The organism is Rhodococcus sp. 15-2388-1-1a, from assembly GCF_002259145.1.
GTDB lineage: Bacteria > Actinomycetota > Actinomycetes > Mycobacteriales > Mycobacteriaceae > Rhodococcoides.
This window is the reverse complement of sequence record NZ_NPFP01000001.1, coordinates 153,247-177,029: the sequence shown is the minus strand read 5'-3', so window position 1 is coordinate 177,029 and position 23,783 is coordinate 153,247. Positions and strand designations below refer to the sequence as shown.

22 protein-coding genes are annotated in these 23,783 nt (G+C 65.6%); 5 read left to right on the top strand and 17 right to left on the bottom strand.

Annotated features, from left to right (window positions below):
• The first annotated feature begins 16 nt into the window (after positions 1-16).
• Positions 17-1,279 (top strand): alpha-hydroxy acid oxidase, encoded by a 1,263-nt coding sequence (locus CH302_RS00865; RefSeq protein WP_037187882.1) that lies wholly within the window; start codon positions 17-19, stop codon positions 1,277-1,279.
• 222 nt (positions 1,280-1,501) lie between these two features.
• On the opposite strand, the gene CH302_RS00855 is transcribed toward CH302_RS00865, so the two are convergent.
• The 7 genes from CH302_RS00855 to ssd form a co-directional block, all read right to left on the bottom strand.
• Positions 1,502-1,867, bottom strand: a complete 366-nt coding sequence (locus CH302_RS00855; RefSeq protein WP_037187878.1) for an Rv3654c family TadE-like protein — start codon at positions 1,865-1,867, stop codon at positions 1,502-1,504.
• The gene (locus tag CH302_RS00850; RefSeq protein ID WP_230596154.1) at positions 1,864-2,196 is read right to left on the bottom strand and encodes a TadE family type IV pilus minor pilin; all 333 of its coding nucleotides are present in this window, start codon (positions 2,194-2,196) and stop codon (positions 1,864-1,866) included. The genes CH302_RS00855 and CH302_RS00850 overlap by 4 nt, the downstream gene beginning before the upstream one ends.
• A 2-nt stretch (positions 2,197-2,198) precedes the next feature.
• Positions 2,199-2,402: a DUF4244 domain-containing protein gene (locus CH302_RS00845; RefSeq protein ID WP_037187877.1), complete on the bottom strand. Its 204-nt coding sequence runs from the start codon at positions 2,400-2,402 to the stop codon at positions 2,199-2,201.
• Positions 2,403-2,465: 63 nt separating this feature from the next.
• On the bottom strand, positions 2,466-3,038 hold the full coding sequence (locus CH302_RS00840) for a type II secretion system F family protein (protein WP_082323482.1): 573 nt from the start codon (positions 3,036-3,038) through the stop codon (positions 2,466-2,468).
• A complete protein-coding gene (locus tag CH302_RS00835) occupies positions 3,035-3,814 on the bottom strand; it encodes a type II secretion system F family protein (protein ID WP_037187873.1) in 780 nt (259 codons plus the stop codon). Before CH302_RS00835 ends, CH302_RS00840 begins: the two co-directional genes overlap by 4 nt.
• Positions 3,811-4,995 carry a TadA family conjugal transfer-associated ATPase gene (locus CH302_RS00830; protein WP_094649867.1) on the bottom strand — a complete coding sequence of 395 codons (1,185 nt, stop codon included), beginning with the start codon at positions 4,993-4,995 and terminating at the stop codon, positions 3,811-3,813. The genes CH302_RS00835 and CH302_RS00830 overlap by 4 nt, the downstream gene beginning before the upstream one ends.
• Positions 4,992-6,107 (bottom strand): septum site-determining protein Ssd, encoded by a 1,116-nt coding sequence (ssd, locus tag CH302_RS00825; protein ID WP_082323481.1) that lies wholly within the window; start codon positions 6,105-6,107, stop codon positions 4,992-4,994. The genes CH302_RS00830 and ssd overlap by 4 nt, the downstream gene beginning before the upstream one ends.
• A gap of 334 nt (positions 6,108-6,441) precedes the next feature.
• On the opposite strand from ssd, the gene CH302_RS00820 reads away from it, so the two are divergent.
• On the top strand, positions 6,442-7,287 hold the full coding sequence (locus CH302_RS00820) for an HAD-IB family hydrolase (RefSeq protein WP_230596153.1): 846 nt from the start codon (positions 6,442-6,444) through the stop codon (positions 7,285-7,287).
• Between the two features lie 361 nt (positions 7,288-7,648).
• Here the strand turns inward: CH302_RS00820 and CH302_RS00815 are convergent, their stop codons facing one another.
• From CH302_RS00815 to CH302_RS00795, 5 genes are all read right to left on the bottom strand, one after another.
• Positions 7,649-8,395 (bottom strand): hypothetical protein, encoded by a 747-nt coding sequence (locus CH302_RS00815; protein WP_037187871.1) that lies wholly within the window; start codon positions 8,393-8,395, stop codon positions 7,649-7,651.
• A gap of 31 nt (positions 8,396-8,426) precedes the next feature.
• Positions 8,427-10,100: an ABC transporter ATP-binding protein gene (locus tag CH302_RS00810; protein WP_037187870.1), complete on the bottom strand. Its 1,674-nt coding sequence runs from the start codon at positions 10,098-10,100 to the stop codon at positions 8,427-8,429.
• Between the two features lies 1 nt (position 10,101).
• Positions 10,102-11,040 (bottom strand): ABC transporter permease, encoded by a 939-nt coding sequence (locus tag CH302_RS00805; RefSeq protein WP_094632320.1) that lies wholly within the window; start codon positions 11,038-11,040, stop codon positions 10,102-10,104.
• A complete protein-coding gene (locus CH302_RS00800) occupies positions 11,033-11,956 on the bottom strand; it encodes an ABC transporter permease (protein ID WP_037187869.1) in 924 nt (307 codons plus the stop codon). Before CH302_RS00800 ends, CH302_RS00805 begins: the two co-directional genes overlap by 8 nt.
• A 140-nt stretch (positions 11,957-12,096) precedes the next feature.
• The gene (locus CH302_RS00795) at positions 12,097-13,719 is read right to left on the bottom strand and encodes a peptide ABC transporter substrate-binding protein (RefSeq protein WP_037188904.1); all 1,623 of its coding nucleotides are present in this window, start codon (positions 13,717-13,719) and stop codon (positions 12,097-12,099) included.
• A gap of 445 nt (positions 13,720-14,164) precedes the next feature.
• Between CH302_RS00795 and acs the strand changes: the two genes are divergently transcribed.
• Positions 14,165-16,108, top strand: a complete 1,944-nt coding sequence (gene acs, locus CH302_RS00790) for an acetate--CoA ligase (protein WP_037188902.1) — start codon at positions 14,165-14,167, stop codon at positions 16,106-16,108.
• Positions 16,109-16,160: 52 nt separating this feature from the next.
• Here acs and CH302_RS00785 read toward each other — a convergent pair whose 3' ends face one another.
• Positions 16,161-17,975, bottom strand: coding sequence for a glycosyltransferase family 39 protein (locus tag CH302_RS00785; protein ID WP_037187867.1), 1,815 nt, complete (start codon positions 17,973-17,975; stop codon positions 16,161-16,163).
• Positions 17,976-18,191: 216 nt separating this feature from the next.
• Positions 18,192-19,562, bottom strand: a complete 1,371-nt coding sequence (locus CH302_RS00780) for an MFS transporter (protein WP_052047339.1) — start codon at positions 19,560-19,562, stop codon at positions 18,192-18,194.
• A gap of 248 nt (positions 19,563-19,810) precedes the next feature.
• Between CH302_RS00780 and CH302_RS00775 the strand changes: the two genes are divergently transcribed.
• Both CH302_RS00775 and CH302_RS00770 read left to right on the top strand, forming a co-directional pair.
• Positions 19,811-20,305: a phage holin family protein gene (locus tag CH302_RS00775; protein WP_032395253.1), complete on the top strand. Its 495-nt coding sequence runs from the start codon at positions 19,811-19,813 to the stop codon at positions 20,303-20,305.
• Between the two features lie 21 nt (positions 20,306-20,326).
• Complete coding sequence (locus CH302_RS00770) at positions 20,327-21,259, top strand: alpha/beta fold hydrolase (protein WP_037187866.1); 933 nt, start codon at positions 20,327-20,329, stop codon at positions 21,257-21,259.
• Here CH302_RS00770 and marP read toward each other — a convergent pair.
• Genes marP through CH302_RS00755 form a run of 3 tightly spaced genes read right to left on the bottom strand, consistent with a single transcriptional unit; the run spans position 21,256 to position 23,761 of the window.
• On the bottom strand, positions 21,256-22,446 hold the full coding sequence (gene marP / locus CH302_RS00765) for an acid resistance serine protease MarP (RefSeq protein ID WP_037187864.1): 1,191 nt from the start codon (positions 22,444-22,446) through the stop codon (positions 21,256-21,258). The genes CH302_RS00770 and marP overlap by 4 nt on opposite strands.
• Positions 22,443-23,129 (bottom strand): NUDIX hydrolase, encoded by a 687-nt coding sequence (locus CH302_RS00760; protein ID WP_037188898.1) that lies wholly within the window; start codon positions 23,127-23,129, stop codon positions 22,443-22,445. The genes marP and CH302_RS00760 overlap by 4 nt, the downstream gene beginning before the upstream one ends.
• Positions 23,130-23,152: 23 nt before the next feature.
• The gene (locus tag CH302_RS00755) at positions 23,153-23,761 is read right to left on the bottom strand and encodes a TlpA family protein disulfide reductase (RefSeq protein ID WP_052047423.1); all 609 of its coding nucleotides are present in this window, start codon (positions 23,759-23,761) and stop codon (positions 23,153-23,155) included.
• Between the last annotated feature and the right edge of the window lie 22 nt (positions 23,762-23,783).

Below are 23,783 nucleotides of genomic sequence, written 5' to 3'. Positions count from 1 at the left end.
GAATCGAGAACGTGACATGCCCATCACCCGGCAGATACCCAAAGCTACCGACCTGCGCGAGGTCCTCTCGTTCAAGAAACCGGATCTGAATCTGCGTCGACGACGCCTGAATGCCGCACTCACCATCGACGATCTCCGCACCATCGCCCGTCGACGCACCCCGCGCGCGGCATTCGACTACACCGACGGTGCCGCCGACGCCGAGATCTCGCTCTCGCGGGCTCGTCAGGCCTTCCGCGACGTGGAATTCCACCCTTCGATCCTGCGGGACGTCTCCCACGTCGACACCTCGACTTCGGTCTTCGGCGGGCCGTCCGCGCTCCCGTTCGGCATCGCCCCGACGGGATTCACTCGACTGATGCAGACCGAGGGCGAATACGCCGGTTCTGCCGCAGCCGGAGCTGCCGGAATCCCGTTCTGCCTCTCGACCCTGGGCACCACGTCGATCGAGGACGTCAAGGCCACCAACCCGAATGGGCGAAACTGGTTCCAGCTCTACGTCATGCGCAACCGCGACATCTCGTTCGGGCTGGTCGAACGCGCCGCGAAGGCAGGCTTCGACACCCTCCTGTTCACGGTCGACACACCGGTCGCCGGGTCACGCCTGCGGGACAAGCGCAACGGGTTCTCCATCCCGCCGCAACTGACCGCGTCGACGATCGCCAACGCCATTCCGCGGCCCTGGTGGTGGTGGGATTTCCTCACGACGGCCAAGCTCGAGTTCGCATCGCTGTCTTCGACCGGCGGCACGGTCGGAGAACTGCTCAACTCGGCGATGGATCCGTCGATCTCATTCGAGGATCTCGACGTCATCCGGGAGATCTGGCCCGGCAAGCTGGTTGTCAAAGGTGTTCAATCGGTAGCCGATTCGGTCCGTTTGGCCGAACTGGGAGTCGACGGGATCATCCTGTCCAATCATGGAGGCCGACAACTCGATCGGGCTCCCGTTCCCTTCCATCTGCTGCCTCAGGTCGTGCGCGAGGTCGGCTCCGACTTCGAAGTGGCAGTCGACACGGGAATCATGCACGGTGCCGACATCGTCGCCTCGATCGCGATGGGAGCATCGTTCACCCTCGTCGGCCGGGCGTACCTGTACGGCCTGATGGCCGGGGGTCGCGAGGGCGTCGACCGCATGATCGAGATACTGCGCGAAGAGATAGTGCGCACCATGCAACTGCTGCAGGTCAATTCGATTGCAGAGCTCACACCGGAGCACGTCACCCAGCTCACCCGGCTCGCCCCTCTGCAGTCCGAGGCACGCACAGTCACGACACACTGACCGCTGCAGCCGGGCCGTCTCGGACCGCCGAACCCGTGGCGCGAATTTCGGCCACGGGTGCGGGGTGCGGGTTCGAGGCCGGGTTCGAGGCCGGGTTTCGACGCAAACGCGCGCGCATTCGCTGAACGCTCGCGAAATCGCCGGCCAAACGAGGCGATTTCGTGCGCACCTGGCAAACGCGCGCGCGTTTGCGGATTCGGGCGGACGGGTGGGCCCTCACCCTCACCCCGGCCCCGCCCTTGCCGAGGCGATGGCGTCGGACATTCCGAAGCGACCGAGGAACACCGGCTGCCCCACCGTCACGATCACGTCCCACTCGTCGATCGTGCACTCCCGCAACTGAGTCCCCATTCTGCTCGCTACTGAACGCGCCGACTCGCACGCATCGGCCACCCCACGGTCCAGCGCCCCTGCCCCGGCCAACGCAGCGAGATCGGCCGCCGACTGCGCCTGATGACGAGCACCCACCGCCGAGCCGACGTGCATCACCATCACCACGACAGCGATCAACGCCGACATCGCCAGCGCCGCCAACACCGTCGCGCCGCCCTCGTCGTCACGCAGCGCACTCCGGAATGCGAGCCTCATTCCACTGCAACCGGTTCCGCAGCAGCAACCGCCTCCGCAGACAACGTCAATCCCGGCAGCGGGCTCGCCACCTCCACCCGCGCGACGAAGAACTCCCCATCCTCGGTCACCGTGACCAGAGCCCCCTCCGGCGCAACCCTCTCCCCCACAGACACAGCCCGGTCCGCATCCCCTCTGGCCGCCAACCGAGCTGCCTCCCTGGCCGCATCGACGCAGCCGATGTGCATCGTCACCGACACGATCGCCCCGATACACACCACGATCACCGCGACGATGGACGCGATCGCGAACGCCGCCTCCACCGTCACGGCCCCGTCGTCATCGCCCAAGCTCAGACGGCAGTGTTCAACGCTCGATCGATGATCCCCGTCAGAGCCGACACAATGCTGTCGCCGGTCACCACCGTGTACAGCACCGCCCCGAACGCCGCGGCCGCGATGGTGCCGATCGCGTACTCCGCGGTCGACATGCCCTCGTCCTCCACGCCGAACAGAACGATTCGGGTCTTCAACTCCTGCAGTGCGTTCTCGATCATCTCGATTCCCCTCCCTGTTCTCCGATGCGGCATCTCCGCACCGGACACTCGAGTGCGCAGCGGTCACAGCAGACCACCGCCCAATACATTGCCCGCCAGTCCGATCACCACGGGGATGATGCCGAGACAGATGAAGGCGGGCAGAAAGCACAGCCCCAACGGCCCGCTGATCAGCACACCCGCACGCTCGGCCGCGGCAGCCGACGCATCCTCGGCCCGCGTTCGTTGTGTCGCAGCAAGTTCCGTCATCGCCGACGCCATGGACGACCCGGCCCGGGCTGATCGGCGGGCCATCCTGGCCAGAGCCTCGGTCTCCGGATCCTGCGCGACGGCCTCCCACGCGGTCGCGGCGTCGGCACCGAGTTCCAGCAGATCGGCCGCCTTGCGGAGCGCAACACCGAACGAGGTCGGAGCGGACTGTGCCGCTGCCGCAGCGGCAGTCGATATCGGCAAGCCCGACCGCAGACATGCGGCGAGCAGATCGAATGTCGTGGCCACCGCGAGCGGGTCGGGCGGCGGCGCATCGACGGCGTCGGCGACCGCCCCGCCCTCGGGTGCGAGCCTGTGCAACCCGCCCGCGACCGAGGGCAGCGTGATCAACGCCGTTGCGACACAGAGCACCGCCACCCACATCACGTCGTCACCTTGCCGGTGATCGCATCGGTCCACAGCAGCCCCGCGCACCCCAGCGCCGTGCCGATGAGCAGCAGCATTCCGCCGAGCCCACCGCCGAGCAGAATCTGCAATGGATCCGCGCCCATCAGCTGGCCCAGCGCGACTCCGAGGATCGGCAGACCGGCCAGAACCAGCGCGGTGGCACGGGCACCGGCGAGGGACGCGTCGGTTCGTTCGCGAAACCGTCTGCGCCCCAGCATGTCCTCGCGGACGGCGTCCAGCAACTCGGCAAGTGCGAGTCCATGGTCGTCGGCCACTCGCCACGCGGCGGCCAGCCGGCCGAGCTCGGCGTCCAACAGCGAATCGGATGCAGCAATGCCGTCGGCAGCCCTCCCTCCCAATCGGGACCGCGATGCCGCACCCCGCAGTGCCGTCGACGCGATCCCGCCGCACTCGTCCGCCGCAACCGCGCCGGCCGTGGCCGGATGGGACCCGACGCGGAGCTCTCCGATCACCACCTCGACTCCGGTTGCGAGCCAGTTCAATTCCTCGGCGCGCCGGTCGCGTTCGAGTCGCCGACGGTAACGCCGCCATCCGGTACTGCCCGCCACCGCCGCTGCGCTCACTGCCCAGATTCCGCCGAACCACCACACCGCCCCTGCCGCAAGCAGAGCGCAGCATGCCGGCACCATCCATCGGGGCGCGGACGACGCCGTCCGTGCTTCACGAGGCAACCGACGGAAACTGCTCGGCCACAGAGAAACTGCCACAGCGAGGGCCATGAGGGCGGCCGTCATCCGGCGTCACCGCTGCGGCGGTCGAGCAGTTCGAGGAGCCGACCTTCGCCCGGCGTCGGTTCGCCATCCACCGACCAGGCCGCGGCGATGTGCACGCGCCCGGTGGGATCGACGTCGACCACTCCGATCTCGCGTAGACGTCGAGTACCGTCGGCGCTGCGGTGGACGTGCAAGACCACTTGGACCGCAGCGGCGAGTTGGCTGTGCAGCGCGTCTCGCCCCATTCCGCCCAGTGCCGCAAGGGCTTCGAGTCGGGCGGGTACCTCGGCCGGGGAGTTCGCGTGAATGGTTCCGGCCCCGCCGTCGTGGCCGGTGTTGAGGGCCGTCATCAGGTCGATGACCTCGGCCCCGCGCACCTCACCGACGACGAGTCGGTCGGGTCGCATTCGCAGAGCTTGACGCACCAGTTGGCGCACCGATACTTCCCCCACTCCTTCGACATTGGGTGCTCGGGCCACCAGACGGACCACGTGAGGATGGGCCGGTGCCAACTCTGCCGCGTCCTCGACGCACACGATGCGTTCGGCCGGATCCACCTCACCCAGCAGTGCGGCCAAGAGTGTAGTTTTCCCGGCGCCGGTACCTCCGACGACCAAGAACGCCAAGCGGCCGAACACGATTCGACGCAGCAGCTCGTACCCGTCTTCGGTCACGGCTCCCGATGCACGGAGCGCGGCGAGTCCCTGCGTCGCGGGTCGCAGAACCCGAAGCGAGACACACGTTCCCCCGCTCGCCACCGGTGCCAGCACAGCGTGCAGGCGGACGCCGAACGCCCCCTGCCCGACGCCCGGCAGTCGCCCGTCGACCCAGGGCTGCGCGTCGTCGAGTCGACGGCCGGCAGAGAGGGCGAGCCGTTGCGCCAGCCGCCGAACGGCAGCCTCGTCGACGAAGCGAACCCCGGTGCGCTCGAGTCCGCGACCACGATCGATCCACACCTGATCCGGTGCGGTGACCAGTACATCGGTCACTCCGGGCTCGGACAGCAGCGGCTCCAACGGCCCCGCGCCGGTCAGCTCGGTCTGCAGAACACGAAGGGCCGCAAGCATATCGGTGTCGCCGATCACTCCCCCGGCTTCCGCTCGAATGGCTGCGGCGACGGTGGCGGGAACAGGAGCATCGGCCGATGCCGCCAAGCGATCACGGACGCGGTCGAGCAGATCCGCGGTGACGACGGCGCTCACGCCGCCCACCGCTGACCACCGGGCTTGTGCGCAAACGTATCGAGCACTGCGTTGGCCGCTGCGGCCAGCGGCGAACGTCGGCCCAGCAACAGACCTCCTCGTTCGAGGCGCTCGGCCAACGCGGGCTCGGCACGCATCGACGTCAACAGTGGAAGTTCGAGGGCGACGGCGATATCGTCGGCCCTCAGCCCACCCGGCGCAGGCCCACGAACGACCAGGCCGACATTGGCATTTCGATCCACCACATGCGCTGCCACCACCTCGGCCGACGTCACGGCACGCAGTTCGGCCGGAAGTACCAGCGCGACGAGGTCCGCCGCGGCGTACAGAGCGTCGGAGACGTCACTGGGATGACGCGGAGCGTCGCACACCACCAGATCTCCCGCTGCGCGTCCTGCATCGAGTACAGCCGCCACTGCGACGGCGGAGAGTCCGACACTCCGCTCGTCGGATCTGCCCAGCGCCAACACCGACAACCCGTCCCGCGACGGCAGCGCGCCGTGCAGCGCGTCGCCGGAGACTCGGCCACCTTCGACGACCAAACCGGACCACCGCAGACCCGGGGCATTCTCCCAGCCGAGTAGCAGGTCGAGGCCACTGCCGTAGCGGTCACCCTCGACGAGGAGTGCACGTCGGCCCGAGCGGCCGCTGCAGAGTCCGAGTGCGGCGGCGAACGTGGATGCACCCGCGCCACCGCGAGCGCCGACCACCGCGATCACTCCACCGTCTCCCGACGCTGCCGACGCGGGTTCGCCGAGTATGCGGACGAGTGCGTCCTCGTCCCACGGCAACGAGACCACGTGCTCGGCACCGAGCGATGTGGCGATTCGCCAGTCGTCGAGTGTCGGCGGCGCGTCCGTGACCAGAATGACGCCCGAGCGCCGCGGAAATCCGGTCGCCAGTGCGGCCTCGGCGGACACGAAATCGATCAAAAAAATTCCGGCGCGGTCCCACATCGAACGTGTGGAACCGATACCGACCAGTAAGTTCTGCTCCTCCACAACACAATCCGCGGCTGCGGCGATTCGATAGACGTCCTCGCGGAGACCGCGAAGTTCGATCGACATCGTCACTGCCGGGTGCGTGATTCGCCGTCGCACGTCCGTTTCCATGCGGCAAGCCTGCGTGAGAATCTGCTCGAGATGCGCGCGACTTGGGGAAATGTGGATAGATCCGGGCCTGTGGATGAATACCGGTACTTCTGTACCAGTTTTCGACCTACCCCAGAAAAGAGGACGACCCTCGCCAGGGGGGGAGGAGGCGAGGGTCGTCTGGTTCAGCCCCGGGGGGTCGGGCTGAACACCGCCCGGGATGAACCGGGCTCGTAGAAAATACTACACCCGTGGACGTCCTTGTTTGCAAGTTCAACAGTCCGTTTTTCTCGACCGCATCGGACCGAGTCCACCAGTGGCACCGCACGACATCCACCGGTCACCACCGGCCACTATGGTGACAAACGTGACCCAGAGCGCGAGCAACGACGACGTCCCGGCCGGCCGACGCGCAGCGCGCGTCGCGGCATTCTTCGACCTCGACAAGACGATCATTGCCAAGTCCAGCACGTTGGCATTCAGCAAGCCGTTCTTCGACCAAGGACTCATCAACCGGCGCGCCGTTCTCAAGAGCAGCTATGCACAATTCCTGTTCCTGCTCTCCGGAGCCGATCACGACCAGATGGAGCGCATGCGCGCGCATATCGCGAGCATGACCGCAGGCTGGGACGTCGAACAGGTGCGAGCGGTCGTCGCCGAGACTCTGCACGACATCGTCGACCCCCTCGTGTTCGCCGAAGCCGCCGATCTCATCGCCGACCACAAGCTCCGCGGACACGACGTCGTGATCGTGTCGGCCTCCGGCGACGAGATCGTGCACCCCATCGCACAACTACTGGGTGCCGATCACAGCATGGCCACCACGATGGTGACCGTGGAGGGCAAGTACATCGGCGAGGTCGACTTCTACTGCTACGGAGAGGGCAAGGTCGACGCCATGAACTCCCTGGCCGCGCAACACGATTACGACCTGACGTCGAGCTACGCGTACTCGGACTCGATCACCGACGTACCGATGCTGCGCGCCGTCGGGCATCCCACAGCCGTCAACCCCGATCGCGCACTGCGCAAGGAAGCCGCCTCCCGCGGCTGGCCGATTCTCACCTTCTCCAACCCGGTCTCGCTGCGATCACGGATCCAGACCCCGTCCGGCAAGACCGTAGTAGCAAGTGCCGCAGCAGGTTTCAGTGCTCTTGCGGCAGGCGCGATCACCTACGGACTGCTCCGAAGAAAAAGATGACGCCCAAACCCTTGATGTGAGGAGCGTCACGGGGTACAAATGACGTACGGAAGAACGGAAGGCCAAGAACGAATCGGAAGAGAAGATTCGCTCTCCCGACCGGGATTCCCAGCACGGACACCAGGCACCCACGCGGAGCAGCCACCTAATGGCAGAAGCGCTGTGGGCCTGCGAGATTCGTCGATGATCAGCAAGAACCCTGCACCGGTTGCAGGGATGACCTCATCACCGTCGAACCCTCGCCGAGGCCACGTGGTTTTCCATCACAGCCCACCTGAGCACGCTTGGTAACCAGGCGCTCCGTGCTAACGGGCGGCGACGTCGACGCAAGTCGACATCGCCGCCCTTTTATATGCGTGGGCTATACCGCAGCTTCGGCAATCGAAGTCGCTTCTGCCGCACCGGCTTCGAATGCTCCGCAGCACAGGATCACCCAACTCCCGACGCCGGTCGCGGTGCCCTCGGCGAATCCCGTTGCGCCGTCTCGGTAGGCATTTGCCCGACGCATCCAGCTCACCTCCGGCACTCCGAGGTTGTGGGGGTCGAATCCCGACGACGCTGCGACCAGTCGCGATGCAGCCCGCGCAACGATGCCGTCGGCCGATCCGAAAGCTTTGAGTGTCAACAGTTCACCGTGCACCACTGCCGCGATCACCGGAGCAGGTGCGGACGTTCCACCGGTCACCAACTGAGCGAGCAGGTCGAGTCGATCGCCGACACCGGCGTCGCTGCGGGGCCGGCCGAGCTCGGAGGCGTCGTCGACGAGGTCTGCTGCGGCCAACAGGTGCAGTCGCGCGAGGGTCTGCAGCGGTGCGCGTTTCCACGTCGAGACCGTGTTCTGCAGCGCATCACCGTCGAGGGCGGCTGCCACTCGCAGCGCACCAGCCAGAATGGGATCGCCGTCTTCGCCCTCGCGGGGGAAGTCCATCGAACCACCCTCGAGAGTCGACGACGAGCGGGCCGCACGCACCGCGGCCTCGGCGGCGGTGGCCGGCCAGCCACGACGGTTGGCCTTGTGCCGATGCACCGCGCCCAGAGCGTCGCGCGCACGTTCGGCAGAGTCGAGAACTCCGGGCAGTTCCAGTAGCGGGGCGAGGGGGTCCGTCACGACAGACGACGGTACCCCCTCCCCTCACCGCCTACTTCGCTCCGGCCGCCAACAGCTCGGCGCGCGCCTGACGACGCTTGGCCTGTTCGGCCGGGTCGGGCACCGGGACGGCTGCGAGCAACCGCTTGGTGTACTCGTTGGTCGGACGACGCAGAATCTGATCCGTCGTACCGAACTCGGCCAACTTGCCCTTGTTCAGCACCGCGATGCGCTTGGCCAGCACCTCCACCACAGCGAGGTCATGACTGATGAACAAGCACGCGAAACCGTACTCACGCTGCAGTTCCTTGAACAGCTCGAGCACCTTGGCCTGCACCGACACGTCGAGTGCAGACGTCGGTTCGTCGGCCACCAGCAACGTCGGCTCCAGGGCCAGTGCCCGAGCGATACCGACACGCTGACGCTGCCCACCGGACAGCTGGTGGGGGTAGCGGTTACGCATTGTCCGCGACAGGTGCACCTGATCGAGTAGTTCCTCGACCTTCTTGTTCCGCTCGGAAGCACCGAGTTCGGTGTGCAGCAGCATCGGCTCGGCGATGGACTGACCGATCGGCCAGCGCGGGTTCAGTGACGAACCCGGATCCTGGAACACGATGCCGACCTTGCTTCGCACCGACCGCAGATCGCGATTCGACAGGTTGGTGATATCGACCCCCGCGATCGACAAGGAACCGCCGGTGAGCTTGTTCAGCCCCACCACGGCCTTGCCGATCGTGGACTTGCCCGAGCCGGATTCACCGACGAGACCGACGACCTCACCCATCTCGATGTCGAGGCTGACCCCGTCGACGGCCCGGAACACGGTGCGGCCCGGGTAGTCGATGACGCCGTCGACGATGCTCAGTGCCCGGGTGTCCTCCACGGCGCTCGGCTGAGCGATGGTTCCCGCCGCCACGGACTCCATGCTGCTGCCCAGGTGCGGAACCGAGGCGAGCAACTGCTGCGTGTACGGATGCGACGCATCCTTGAAAATCTTCTGCGCAGCATCGGTTTCGACGATCACGCCGTCCTTCATCACCGCGATGCGATCGGCCATGTCTGCCACCACACCCATGTCGTGGGTGATCAGCACGATCGACGCGTCGATGCGGTTGCGCAGGTCGCGCATCAGGTCGAGGATCTCGGCCTGCACCGTCACGTCCAGAGCCGTGGTCGGCTCGTCCGCGATCAGCAGCGCCGGATCCGAGGACAGCGCCTGGGCGATCATGGCGCGCTGACGCTGACCACCGGATAGCTGATGCGGGTAGTAGTTCACCCGGGTCTCCGGATCCGGCATCTCGACGAGCTTCAGCAGCTCGACGGCCCGCGCCTTCGCTTCCTTCTTCGACAGCGAGGTGTGTGCCCGGATGGCCTCGGTGATCTGCCAGCCGATCGAGTACACCGGATTGAGCGCCGTCATGGGCTCCTGGAAGATCACCGCCACGTTCTTGCCGCGGATGGGTGCGAGCTGCTTCTCGGGCAGTCCGACCAGTTCCTTCTCGCCCAGCTTGATGCTGCCCGACACCCGTGAATTGTCGGCCAGCAGACCGGGAATGGCCATCGCGGTGGTCGACTTACCGGATCCGGACTCACCGACGATGGCGAGTACTTCGCCGGCGGCGACCGTGAACGAGACGGAATCGGCGGCCTTGCGCCATACCTTCTCGACCTCGAACTCGACCGTCAGATCGGTGACGGTCAGAACCGTGTCCTTCTGAATACTCATGTCAGTTCCGTTTCGGATCGAGTGCGTCACGGAGCGCGTCGCCGAGCATGATGAACGCGAGCACCGTGACGGAGAGGAACGCGGCCGGGAACAGCACCAGATACGGTGCCGTCAGGAACACGTTCTGACCGAGGTTGATCTGCAGGCCCCACGAGATCTCGGGAGCTTGCAGTCCGATTCCGAGGAACGTCAACGTCGCCTCGGCCGCGATGAACGTACCCACCGAGATGGTGGCGTAGATGATCACCGGCGCAAGGGCATTGGGCAGAATGTGCCGCACCAGAATTCGGTACGTGGACGCACCCAGCGCCTGAGCGGCCTGGACGTACTCGCTGTTCTTGATTGCGATGACACTCGATCGGACCAGTCGCATCGCCGTCATCCAGCCGAACACGATCAGCGCGAGCGAGACGGTGAAGATCGTGCGCTGTGCGGTCACCGTCAACAGGATGAGGGCACCGAGCAGCAGCGGAATTCCGAAGAACACATCGGTGAAGCGAGCCAGGATGCTGTCGATGAAACCGCCGAAATAGCCTGCGAGAGCACCGATCAGCACACCGATGATGAGCACACCGATGACCGACAGCACACCGATCGACAGCGAGATCCGTGCACCGTAGATGACGTTGGCGTAGTAGTCGCACCCCTGGATGTCGGTGCCGAACCAGTGCTCGGCACTCGGGGTCTGGCGCGAGTTCGACAGCGAGCACACCCGCGGATCGATCCCGCGGGCAAACAGTTGCGGGAACACTGCCATCACCAGGAGCACGGCGAGCAGGAACGACCCGATGATGAAGAAGGGGCTCTTGCGCAAGAACTTCCACGCGTTGCCCCACAGGCTGGCCTGGCCGACCAGATCGACGGCCTCGCCGGTGATGACGTTGCCCGGCTGACCCTCGTCCGCCGCATGCTGAGCTGCGTTCGTGTCGTCCTTATTCATAGCGAATCCTTGGATCGAGAACCGCGTAGAGAACATCCACCACGAGGTTGAAGAAGATGTAGAAGAACACGAAGAGCGTCACGATGCCGACGACGACGGCACCTTCCTGACGCGCCAGTGCGTCGTAGATCGCGCGTCCGAGACCAGGCAGGTTGAACACCGTTTCGGTTACGATCGCACCGCCCAGCAGACCGCCGACGTCGGCACCGATGAAGGTGACGACGGGAATCAGGGAATTTCGCAGAGCATGGCGAACGATGATGCGCCGGTTGCTGATTCCCTTCGACTTCGCGGTGCGGATGTAATCAGCTGCCATCGACTCCGCCACGGACGTACGAGTCAATCGGGCGACGTAGGCCATCGACAGCGACGCGAGCACCAGGCCCGGGAGCAGGTAGCTCGACCACCCGTTGTTGATACCGGAGATCGGGAAGACACCCAGTTTCACGCCCAGCGTGAACTGCGCGATGAAGCCGAGGACGAAGACCGGAACCGACACCAGCAACGTCGTCGAAATGAGCACGAGGTTGTCGAAGAACGACCCCTTCTTCAGGGCCGAGAGCACACCCGCTGCGATACCCATGACGGTCTCGAAGACCACGGCGACGATCGTCAGCTTGATGGTGACGGGCAGGGCCCGCTCGATGGTGTCGAGCACGGGGCGGCCGGAGAAGTCGGTGCCGAAATTGCCCTGGAAGAATCCACCGATGTACTTGAGGTACTGGACGACCAGGTTGTCGTCGAGGTTGAAGTCGTCGCGCAACTGCGCGACAACGGCAGGGGCGAGCGGGCGATCTCCGGCCAGGGCGCGGATGGGATCACCGGGCAATGCGTAGACCATGGCGAAAATGAGAAAAGAGGAGCCGATCAGGACGGGAATCGTCAGCAGTAATCGGCGGGATATGTAGCGACCCACTGTGGTTTCTCCTTGGATGCGGCGATCCTGCGAATCGGGTCTCGCTGACGCAGGTCTTCGGTGGGCGTCGAGCCCACCGCCGAAACGAACCGATGGGTGGCAACGGAGTCACATCCGTTGCCACCCACCGGTGTCCGTTGTTAGCTGACTACGACGTCCTCGAGGACGATGTCGCCGGTGTTGTCGATCTTCACGTCGGAGACGCGATCGGACCACACTGCCTGGTTCAGGCCGTAGAACAGCGGCGTTGCGGGCATCTGCTGGAACAGGATGTCCTCGGCCTTCTGGTAGTCGGCCGTTGCAGCGTCGATGTCCTCGGCGTTGTTGCCCTCTGCGAGAGCGGCGTCGAAGGCCGGGTCGCTGAAGAACGTGGCGTTGCTACCGGCCGGCGGCAGTGCCGCGGACGAGTACAGCGGGGACAGGAAGTTGTAGATCGACGGGTAGTCCATGATCCAGCTCGAGCGGAACGGGCCGGTCATACCCTTGGCGTCCTGCAGCGGCAGGTACTGAGCGAACTGCAGATCGCCGCGCAGTGCGTAGTCGACACCCAGGTTCTCGCGAATCTGGTTGCCCACCGCCGTCATCCACGAGTCGTGTCCGGCACCGGCGTTGAACCACAGGTCCACCGGCTGGCTGCGATCGAAGCCGGCCTCGTCGAGCAGACGGTTGGCCTCGTCGGCGTTGAGCTCGCAGGTGGCGCCACACGCATCCTCGCGGTAGCCCTCGACCACGGGAGAGGCGAAGGAATCGGCGGGGGTACGGGTGTCGGTGAAGATCGCCGTTGCGATGGCCTGGCGATCGATGGCCATCGAGAACGCCTTGCGTACGTTCGGGTCCTGGAACCGCGGGTCGTACGTCGGGAAGCCGAGCGAGGTGATGTCGGGACGGGCGCGATCGGCGTAACGATCACCGAACTGGTCACGCGCAGTGGCCCAGGCGTCCTCGGGCAGATCGAGCATGATGTCGAGTCCACCGCCCTGGATATCGTTGTAGCCGGTGTTCAGCTCGGTGTAGACCTTGAAGTTGACGCCCGCGGACTTGGCGGCGTTGTCGCCTGCGTAGTCGTCGTACTTGGTGACGGTGAAGCCCTGTCCCGGAACGAAGTCCGAGTCGGCCTTGAACGGGCCGTTACCGATCGGGCGGGCACCGAATGCCGTCGGGTCGGCGTAGAACGCCTCCGGCAGCGGATCGAACGCGGTGTAGCCGAGCGTCAGCGGGAAGATTGCGAACGGTCCGTTGAGCTTGACGGTGAAGGTCGTGTCGTCGACGACGCTCAATCCGCTCAGTTCGGTCGCAGTGGGCTCGGCGGTGTCGCTGCCCTGCAGGTCTGCGTAGCCTTCGATGTTCTCGAAGAAGTACGAGGCACCGAATGCGTTGGTGCTCAACGCATTGTAGCTCCACGCCTTGGTGAAGGACTCCGAGGTGACCGGGGTGCCGTCGTGGAACGTCCAGCCGTCCTTGAGCTTGACGGTCCAGGTGATGTTGTCCTCGGACTCGACGGACTCGGCAACGCCGTTGTACTCGACGCTGTTGTCTTCGTCGTTGAACGTGACCAGTGGAGTGAAGAGCGCCTTGAGGACCTGGCTGCCTTCGCTCTCGGTGGTGTTTCCGGGAACCAACGGGTTCTCCGGCTCGCCGATGTAGATGCTGTAGATCCCGTCGGCGCTGCCACCGGAGCTCGAGCCACCGCCGCCACAGGCGGCGAGCAGGCTCGCACTCATCAGCACAGCCGTGGTGACGACCGCGGCACGTTTGATACGCAAGGAAAATCCTCCATCCAGATGTGAACACGGGGTCATCCGTGCTCAGTTCCTCGGGCGCGACGCCCGGGGATTCGTGGGCGACCGCATGGCACGGCATGTGAGCCGTTCCAACGATCTGATGGGATGGACTTTAGACACATCCTGAAACGAACATGTGAACTCCCCCAGATTTTGCTGACCCGTGAGTAAGCCGGAAACATGATCGAAACGTTTCGGCAAGTCGATTTCTCACACTTCGGACTTCCGCGTCGCCGAGGCGGCTCGGCGAGAACCTCGATTACCGCCCACCGTGCAGAAACTACCGATCACCGCAGATCAGGGGGTTGCAGGCGATTGCAACGGTGCGATTGCCATCACATGTGACTACCCTCACAAGGGGCTCGAGACCGGCACGGAAGTGCAGTTTCATGAGCGAAATGCACCGGACGAAAGTGAGCTATTCGAGATGACGACCAGTACCTCCGGAACCGACGAGACCGCGGTTGCCTCCTACGCACCCTCGGCCGAGTTCTCGGCTCAGGCGAACGCCGGAACCGAGCTCTACGCCGCCGCCGAGGAGGATCGACTCGGCTTCTGGGCCGAACAGGCTCGCCGACTCCACTGGCACACCCCGTTCACCGAAGTTCTCGACTGGTCCGACGCCCCCGTCGCCAAGTGGTTCGCCGACGGCGAGCTCAACGTCGCCTACAACTGCGTCGACCGCCACGTGATCGACGGACACGGCGACCAGGTGGCGATCCACTGGGAAGGCGAGCCCGGCGACAGCCGCGACGTCACCTACTCCGATCTGCTCGCCGACGTCAGCCAGGCCGCCAACACCCTGACCGAACTCGGCCTCGTGTCCGGCGACCGAGTCGCGATCTACATGCCCATGATCCCCGAGGCCATCGTCTCGATCCTCGCGTGCGCTCGCCTCGGCCTGACCCACTCGGTCGTCTTCGCCGGCTTCTCCGCCACCGCACTCCGCTCGCGCGTCGACGACGCCGAGGCCAAGCTCGTCATCACCACCGACGGTCAGTGGCGACGCGGCAAGCCCGCTCCCATCAAGGACACCGTCGACGAGGCCGTCGACGGGGCGGCATCGATCGAACACGTGCTGGTCGTCAAACGCACCGACTCCGAGGTCTCCTGGACCGAGGGACGCGACCTGTGGTGGCACGAGACCGTCGCCAAGGCGTCGAAAGAGCATGAGGCGCAGCCGTTCCCGGCCGAGCACCCGCTCTTCATCCTCTACACCTCGGGCACGACGGGTAAGCCCAAGGGCATCATCCACACCTCCGGCGGCTACCTGACGCAGACCTCGTACACCCACCACAACGTCTTCGACCACAAGGCCGGAACCGACGTCTACTGGTGCACCGCCGACATCGGCTGGGTCACCGGGCACTCCTACATCGTCTACGGGCCGCTCTCGAACCGCGCGACGCAGGTCGTCTACGAGGGCACGCCCAATTCGCCCGACGAGCACCGGCATTGGAACGTCATCGAGAAGTACAAGGTCTCGATCTACTACACCTCCCCCACCCTCGTTCGTACGTTCATGAAGTGGGGCAAGGAAATCCCCGGGGCACACGATCTGAGCTCGATCCGTCTGCTCGGCTCCGTCGGCGAACCGATCAACCCCGAGGCGTGGCGCTGGTTCCGCGACGTCGTCGGCGGCGGCACCGCACCGATCGTCGACACCTGGTGGCAGACCGAGACCGGCGCGATCATGATCTCCCCGCTCCCCGGCGTCACCGCCACCAAGCCCGGCTCCGCGATGGCCCCGTTGCCCGGCATCTCCGCCAAGATCGTCGACGACGACGCCAAGCCACTGGGCAACGGCGGCAACGGCTACCTCGTCCTCGACGAGCCGTGGCCGTCGATGCTGCGCGGCATCTGGGGCGACATGGACCGCTACAAGGAAACGTACTGGTCGCGGTACGCCGAGGAGGGCTGGTACTTCGCCGGTGACGGAGCCAAGTACGACGACGACGGCGCACTGTGGGTCCTCGGCCGCGTCGACGACGTCATGAACGTCTCGGGCCACCGCATCTCGACGTCCGAGGTGGAGTCGGCACTGGTCACCCATCACAGTGTCGCCGAGGCCGCGGTGGTCGGTGCCGCCGACGACACCACCGGTCAGGGCATCGTCGCGTTCGTCATCCTGCGGGCAGGCGAGGAGAACACCGGCGACGCGCTGATCGCCGAACTGAAGGCGCAGGTATCCAAGGAGATTTCGCCGATCGCCAGGCCTCGGGAGATCTCCATCGTGCCGGAGCTGCCGAAGACGCGATCCGGCAAGATCATGCGTCGACTGCTACGCGACGTGGCCGAGGGCCGCGAACTCGGCGACGTCTCCACCCTCGTCGACCCGAAGGTGTTCGAGGCGATCAAGAAGGGCCGCTAGCGGCCAGTGGTGCGGTTGAGTGCCTCAGGGGGCACTCAACCGCACCACTGCCTCAGGCACTCAGATCGAACACCGTGTAGTCGCCGACGGTCCTGGGTGTGAAGGTCGCAGCCACCCAGTCACCGATCGCCGACGGCCTGGTCTTGCCCGTTCCCGCGATGAAGTAATGGATCTTTCCCGCGGCCACGTCGGCCTCGAATCGGTCGAGCGTGGGCGACGGGTCGGTTCCGGAGAATCCGCCCACCGGCATCACCGGGTCGTCGGTCGCGAGCTGTATGCCCGCGGCGGCGTTGGATCCGACGGTCGCCGCCACCCATGTGTAGTTCTGGGCGTCGGATTCGAGTAGGCCGGTCAGCTCTGCGTCCGGTGCGGCGGCGGAGCCGAATTGTGCTGAGCGGCCGACACTTTCCTCATGTGATCCGGTTCCATAGGCTGCGGTCTCGGACGCAACAGCGGGCCCGGCCGACGGACCTCCTCCACTGTGCGGGGTGACCACGGTATCGGCGACGTAGGCGACGGGGCCGGCCAGAGCGGCCGCAATTGCCGCCGCTCCCAGTGCAATCGAGACCGTTCGAGACATCCGGACCACGAGGGCGAGAGCCACAACGATCCCGACTCCCAGCACCATCCATCGGAGCCACGGCACGAACTCGGGTGTACGAGCGAGAAAGACGAACGACGTGGCCGTGGTGACTGCCGAAGCAAGCGCGAGAATCGAACGGCACCAGACTTTCTCGCGTCGCACCCACAGTTCGCGCAGGGCAGCTCCGATGATGGCGGCGATCGCCGGTGCGATCACGATCGTGTAGTAGGAGTGGAAGGTGCCCGACATGAAGCTGAACACCAGCGAGCACCCGACGAGCCACAATCCCCACATCACGTACCAGGCGCGCCGAAAGTCCTGTCGAGGCGCTCGGCCGCGCAACACGATTCCCGCCACCACGAACACGAGCGCAGCCGGTATCAGCCACGAGATCTGACCACCCTGCGCGGCAGCGAACATGCGGGTGATGCCCGTCTGCACCGCATCTCCGGCATGGGATGCCGCACTGCTTCCGTGTTCGTTGCCCGTCAATCGACCCAGACCGTTGTAGCCGAATGTCAGGTCCAGAATGCTGTCGGTCTTCGACCCGCCGACCCACGGCCGGTCGGCAGCCGGAACCAACTGCACGATCGCCACCCACCACCCGGCCGTCACGAGCACCGCGGCACCGGCCGCTGGCAACTGCAGCATTCGGGTTCCGAACCTCGGTGGACCGAACGCCGCGTACGCCACGGCGAGAGCTGGAACGACGAGGAACGCCTGCAGTTGCTTCGTCAGAAACCCGAGGCCGACAACAGCTCCGGTGACCACCAGCCACCGAGTTCGCCCGTCCTCGAGCGCGCGAAGCATCGCCCACGCTGCTCCCAACAGGGTGAGGGTGAGCAAGGCGTCGGGATTGTCGTAGCGGAACATCAGCGCGAAGGTCGGCGTCGTCGCCAGGACCGCACCCGCGATCAACGCTGCCCCGTAGCCGAATCGACGGGCCACGATCGCGTACATGATTCCCACGCTCAGCACGGCCATCAGCACCTGCGGCAGGAGCAGCGACCAGGAGTTGAGGCCGAAGGTGCGCACAGACAGTTCCATGACCCACAGCGACGCAGGCGGCTTGTCCACCGTGATCGAGTTCGCGGCGTCGGACGAGCCGAACAGGAAGGCCTTCCAACTGATCGAGCCGGCCTGAACGGCTGCTGCGTAGAAGGAGTTACCCCACTGCTCCCGATTCAGGTCCAGGGCGTAGGCCCCGGCTGTTCCGGCGAGAAGGGCGGCGAGAGTGGGCATTGCCCAGCGTGGGCGGGCAATGTCGTGTTCGAGGACGGTCACAGTCGATCACTGTTGCCCTCGATCCTGAGGATGTGCGATCAACTTCCTGACAATCGACCGTCAAATCGGCACAGTCATCCGAAGAATGCCCGAATTGTCTGCACTGCAACGACTTCGAGACCACCAAGGTGAGCGGAAGCTCGACCCCTGCTACGAAGCTCGGGGTGGAGCCTGCGGAACGACCGCAGGCTCCAAGCTCACGTGCGGCGCAGCCGCTCAGACGCTGTCGAGCGACTGGTCTCGTGTTTCCTTCATGATCAGCAGAGCGATCAGCGTCAACGTTGCAGCGATGGCGAGGTACACGCCCACCCAGCCGACGCCGTAGCTGCTCACCAGCCAGGTCGCGATGAACGGTGCCACTGCGGCACCGAGGATCGACGCGGTGTTGTACGAGATTCCCGATCCGGTGTAGCGCACGTTGGTCGGAAACAGTTCCGGCAGAACGGCACTCATCGGTCCGAAGGTCAGGCCCATGAGGCCGAGGCCGACGCACATGAACACCAGCATCCGCGAGGCGGACGCGGTCTCGGGGTTCGCGAACCAGTGGAACGAGAGCCCGAACAGCACGATCGCCGACGTGATGACGATCAGCGTGGGACGACGGCCGTACTTGTCGGCCAGCAGCCCGGCCACCGGAATCAGCGCCGCGAAGAACAGCACGGCGATGAGCTGCAGCTCCAGGAAGTCGGTGTAGGAGATCGCCAGCTTCGGACCGTTGACGTCGGACACCTTGCCCGTTCCGTAGCTGACCACCCACGTGGTCATGATGTAGAACAGCGTGTAGGTGGCGAGCATGACGAACGTTCCGATGATCAGCTGACGCCAACTGGTCTTGAACACCTGAGCGAGCGGAGTCTTGACCTTCTGACCGCGCTCGACGGCGAGCTTGAACACCGGCGTTTCCTCGAGCTTGAGCCGGACGTAGAGGCCGATGATGACCATGACGGCGCTGAGCAGGAACGGGATTCGCCAGCCCCACGTCAGGAACGCGTGGTCGGTGCCCGAGTTGACCGAGTCGTAGCCCGTCGCGATGACGATGAGCAGGAAGATGCCGTTGGCGAAGAAGAACCCGATGGGTGCGCCCAGCTGCGGGTACATCGCCGCCCAGGCTCGCTTGCCCGGCTTGGCGGTTTCGGTGGCCAGCAACGCTGCACCGCTCCACTCGCCGCCGAGACCGACGCCCTGGGTGAAGCGCATGATCGCCAGCAGAGCCGGAGCCCACAGCCCCACCGCGGCGTACGTGGGCAACAGTCCGATCGCGAACGTCGCGACACCCATCGTGAGCAGGGACCCGACGAGGGTCGCCTTGCGTCCGATGCGGTCGCCGAAGTGGCCGAACAGAATCGACCCGATGGGTCGCGCGACGAAGGCGAGGCCGAAGGTAGCGAAGGACGCCAGCAGTGCGGTGGTGTCGTTGCCCGCGGGGAAGAACAGACGCGGGAAGACGAGCACTGCGGCGGTGGCATAGATGTAGAAGTCGAAGAACTCGATGGACGTGCCGACCATCGAGGCGATCACGATGCGCGATCGCGGCACCTGAGGTGCGGGAATTGCACCGTCGGCGTCGACGGTGTGTGCTGAACTCACGAATGCTCCTGAAGGGGGAAGTTCCCTGCAAATTACCTGATGAACACCTGAGAATTTCACGACCCGGGCGTGTCCGTTGCCCGATCGCGTAAGTTCCTCGAGTTTGCGGCAGGTGGTACCGAGGTACGCGTCCAAACAAGGGCGAGCGTCGCCCGCCCTCCGCGGAACAGTTAACCTGCTACCGAGGCACTACTGTCGATACGATCTTCCGCACAACACCGAGCAGAGCAATTACAAGGGGTCGAGAGTTGAGCGTCAGCAATGACAAGGGATACGGCAACGGCGTCCCGAACACGATTTCGTCGATACCTCTGACCGATGTCGATGCCCGCACCCCTGGTAGCGCCAGCATCGGAAATCTCGTCAAGGACGCCACCACTCAGGTCTCGACGCTCGTGCGCGCCGAAGTCGCCCTCGCCAAGGCCGAGGTCACCGGCGAGGTCAAGAAGGGTCTGCAGGGCAGCGTCTTCTTCATCATCGCGTTGACGGTGTTGCTGTTCAGCTCGTTCTTCTTCTTCTTCTTCGCCGCTGAGCTGCTCGATGTGTGGCTCTACCGCTGGGCCGCATTCCTCATCGTGTTCGCCGTCATGGTGTTGGCCGCGGCGCTGTTCGGTTTCCTCGGTTACCGCCGGGTCAAGAAGCTGCGCAAGCCCGAGAAGACCATCGACTCGCTCAAGCAGGCGTCGACGGTGCTGCCGAACCAGCACGATTCCATCCCCGGAGTTCCCGGCTACAAGAAGTAGTAGCCCGGCGAATCGAGCAGTATGAATCAGCCCGATCCGTCCACGGTCCGGTATCCGGGACAGTGGATCCATCGCGACATCCACGCCAACGGAATTCGGTTCCATATCGTGGAGGTCGGCGAACACGCACCGGACGCACCGCTGGTGGTTCTGCTGCACGGCTTCGCCGACTTCTGGTACTCGTGGCGACACCAACTCGAGGCGCTCGCGCGATCGGGTGTTCGTGCCATCGCCGTCGACCTGCGCGGCTACGGTGATTCCGACAAGCCTCCACGCGGATACGACGGGTGGACTCTGGCCGGCGACATCGTCGGACTCGTTCGCGCTCTGGGCTATCCGAACGCCACGTTCGTCGGCCACGCCGACGGCGGTCTCGTCTGCTGGGCCAGCGTTGCGCTCCACCCCCGCTCGGTGCGTTCGATGGTGCTGATCAACGCCCCGCACCCCATCTCTCTGCGGCGGGCCGTGTTGAAGGACTCGGCACAGCGCGCCGCGCTGCTCCCGCACTTCGTTCGCTACCAGGTTCCGCTGCGCCCCGAGAGACTGCTGACGCGCCGAGGCGGTGCCGCGGTGACCGAGTTGATGAGCAACCGCGCCGGGCCCGAGTGGAAGACCACCGAGGACTACTCGGACACTACGGCCAAGATGAGCTCGGCCATCAGAATTCCCGGTGCTGCACACTGCGCACTCGAATATCAGCGCTGGGCGTTCCGCAGCCAGTTCCGCGCCGAGGGCCGCCGCTTCATGGACGCCGTCGACGTACGGACCTCGATTCCCGTCGCGCAGATCAGCGGCGACCTCGACCCGTACGTGCTGCCCACCACCCTCGACAGAGACCGGCACTGGGCCCCCGGGCTGACGCGTCGAACAGTGCGGGACGTGGGCCACTACGTGCACCAGGAAGCGCCCGACGTGGTGTCCGAGGAGATCCTGCGGGTCGTACGCGAGAGCTAGACGATGCAGTCGCCCGTGCCCACCGGCACCGGGGCATCGAAGCTCTGCGTGAGCTCGTCCGCGATCTCCGACGCGGTCAGTACGAATCCGGTGTCGGGATCGTCGACGGCGGCACCGAACACGACGCCGAGTACCTCACCGGACGAGTTGACCAGTGGTCCACCGGAGTTGCCCTGCCGAACCGATCCGCGGACGGTGTACACCTCACGTTGGACGGTTCCGGTGCGGTAGATGTCCGGGCCGCTGAGGTTGATGATCTCGCGGATGCGCGCCGGGCTCGCCGTGTACGGTCCACCGCCGGGGTAGCCGAGCACGATCGCGTCGGTTCCGGATTCGGCCGGCGTCGGCGCAAACGTCAGCACCGGTGCTTGCAGCTGCGGAACACGAAGCACCGCAACGTCTTCTTCCGGATCGAACAGTACGACGTCGGCGTCGAGCGGTCCGTTCGGCGAATCGACCGTCACCTCGGACGTGCCTGCGACGACGTGTGCGTTGGTCATCACCAGATCCGATCCGACGACGAATCCCGAACCCTCGAGCGCCTTCTGGCAGCTCGGTGCGATGCCGTTGATCTTGATGACGCTCGATTGCAGTTGCACCGGAATCGGTCCCGCTGCGATACCGGAATCGGGAGCGGCGACCTCGGCGACCGGGGTGCGACCGAACGGGCCGATGACATCCGGTAGTCCGGAGGTGTCGAGCAACGCCGAGAATTCCTTGGGTACCTGACGCAGCCAGTCCGGTGCCACTTCGTCGACCTTGCCGAGGACCGTCGATCCACGGACCGCACTGGCGACCTCGGGCTGCGAGGACGACGTCAGCGGGATGGCGAGCAGCCACGCGGCAGCGAGCACCGCGACGGCCTGCAGCCCGGCACCGATGGTGCTGTCGACCGAACGTGCTGCGCGGGAATGGATTCCGCTGCGCAGCGCCCGCCCGAGGACCATGCCGGCAACTTCACCGACGATCACCAGCACCACGATCAACGCGATGCCGACGAACACCCGCATCCGCGAACCGTCGACGTGTTCGAGCACGTGCGGTGCCACCAGAATGCCGGCGACGGCCCCGAGCACGACGCCGAGAAACGCCAGCGCCGACGCCACCGCCCCCTGCCGCCATCCCGACGTCGCCGCCAGCAGTGCGATGGCAACCACCGCGATATCGACCCACCCTGAACCTGTCACCGATCGAGCCTCGCTCCTACCGCAGTCAAGCTGGCCTCCAGATCGCGTATGTCCCCCGTGTCCCACTCGGGCTCCCAGCCCGATACAGCCAGCAGACCCGCCAGGATACCGCCCGTGAAGCCCCACACCAGCATTCCCTGCACAGCGAACGCGGGGCCCTGGTAACCCGCAGGGTGGCGCACCTGGAATCGGTTGTTCGGATCGAGCAACTCGCGCAACGGAACTCGCACCACTCGCTCGGTCTCGCCGGGATCGACGACGCGCACCGGCGTCGGTCGCTCCCAGTACGAGAGCACCGGAACCACGTCGAAGCGCGACGGCGGAACGTAGATGCCGGGCATCGTGGCCAGTGGCACGACACCTGCCGGATCGAGTCCGGTTTCCTCCTGCGCCTCCCGCAGCGCCGTACCGATCGGGCCGTCGTCGCCCGGATCGGTGGCACCGCCGGGGAAGGCGATCTGCCCGCTGTGATCGCGCAGCGTCGACGCGCGCTGGGTCAGCAGGACGTCGGCGTCGGCAGGCAGTCCGCCGGGCGCACCGGGGTCCGCGGCGGCCGGGCCGCCGAACAGCACCAGTACGGCGGCGGACCGTGGTCGGTCGGTCGGCGGTGCCTGACGCTGCAGTACGGGGTTGGTGCCGGTGGTGTCGGTCAGACCGCCCGCTCTGCCTGCGACGTCGAGCATCCGCCCGAGCCAGTCGGGTGCGCTCACGAGTCGACTCCGAGGTTCACGCGGACGGCGTCGGCGATGTCGTCGACGCTCCGGAAGGGTTGAGTCAGCACCTCGGCGACAGTGCCATCCGCAGATATCAAAACGGAAACGGGAAGCACGTTGGGTGCTTCCACGGCGGCGGCGACGCGGCCGCCGCCGTCCTGAACTCCGGGCAGCGTGATGCCGTAATCGGCGAGCCGGGTCAGGCCGTTGGCCTCGTTGGCGTCGTTGTGGACCGTCAGGACGGTGACCGCATCGCCGGCCCGTTCGGCGTACTGCTGCAGGTATGGCAGCTCTTCGGCGCATGGCCCGCACCAGTACGCCCAGATGTTGAGCAGGGCAGGACGCCCCGCGAGTACCTGGCCGAGGTCGACGTACGAGCCGTCGCCGATGCATTCGAGGGTGATGCCGGTCAGCGGACCGACGGCGTTGCCCGACGGCGTCGGACATGCGGCGAGACCGGCATCCCGACGCAGTGGCGCGAGGGCCTCGGGGGTGTCTGCCGCGCGACGCTCGTCGGTGGCAGGTGATCGCTGCCCGAGGCCGGGTGAGTTCGTGGGCTGCGCGGTCTGCACGTCGTCGCGAGGCCACAGCGCGTAGACCATCCCGACCACCAGGATCAGAGCG

What these genes read in the sequence shown, in the direction of transcription:
- CH302_RS00865 (WP_037187882.1), top strand. Translation starts at nt 17, where the DNA reads ATGCCCATCACCCGGCAGATACCCAAAGCTACCGACCTGCGCGAGGTC.
- CH302_RS00855 (WP_037187878.1), bottom strand. Translation starts at nt 1,867, where the DNA reads ATGAGGCTCGCATTCCGGAGTGCGCTGCGTGACGACGAGGGCGGCGCG.
- CH302_RS00845 (WP_037187877.1), bottom strand. Translation starts at nt 2,402, where the DNA reads ATGATCGAGAACGCACTGCAGGAGTTGAAGACCCGAATCGTTCTGTTC.
- CH302_RS00835 (WP_037187873.1), bottom strand. Translation starts at nt 3,814, where the DNA reads ATGACGGCCGCCCTCATGGCCCTCGCTGTGGCAGTTTCTCTGTGGCCG.
- ssd (WP_082323481.1), bottom strand. Translation starts at nt 6,107, where the DNA reads ATGGAAACGGACGTGCGACGGCGAATCACGCACCCGGCAGTGACGATG.
- CH302_RS00820 (WP_230596153.1), top strand. Translation starts at nt 6,442, where the DNA reads ATGGTGACAAACGTGACCCAGAGCGCGAGCAACGACGACGTCCCGGCC.
- CH302_RS00810 (WP_037187870.1), bottom strand. Translation starts at nt 10,100, where the DNA reads ATGAGTATTCAGAAGGACACGGTTCTGACCGTCACCGATCTGACGGTC.
- CH302_RS00805 (WP_094632320.1), bottom strand. Translation starts at nt 11,040, where the DNA reads ATGAATAAGGACGACACGAACGCAGCTCAGCATGCGGCGGACGAGGGT.
- acs (WP_037188902.1), top strand. Translation starts at nt 14,165, where the DNA reads ATGACGACCAGTACCTCCGGAACCGACGAGACCGCGGTTGCCTCCTAC.
- CH302_RS00770 (WP_037187866.1), top strand. Translation starts at nt 20,327, where the DNA reads ATGAATCAGCCCGATCCGTCCACGGTCCGGTATCCGGGACAGTGGATC.
- CH302_RS00760 (WP_037188898.1), bottom strand. Translation starts at nt 23,129, where the DNA reads ATGCTCGACGTCGCAGGCAGAGCGGGCGGTCTGACCGACACCACCGGC.
- CH302_RS00755 (WP_052047423.1), bottom strand. Translation starts at nt 23,761, where the DNA reads ATGGTCTACGCGCTGTGGCCTCGCGACGACGTGCAGACCGCGCAGCCC.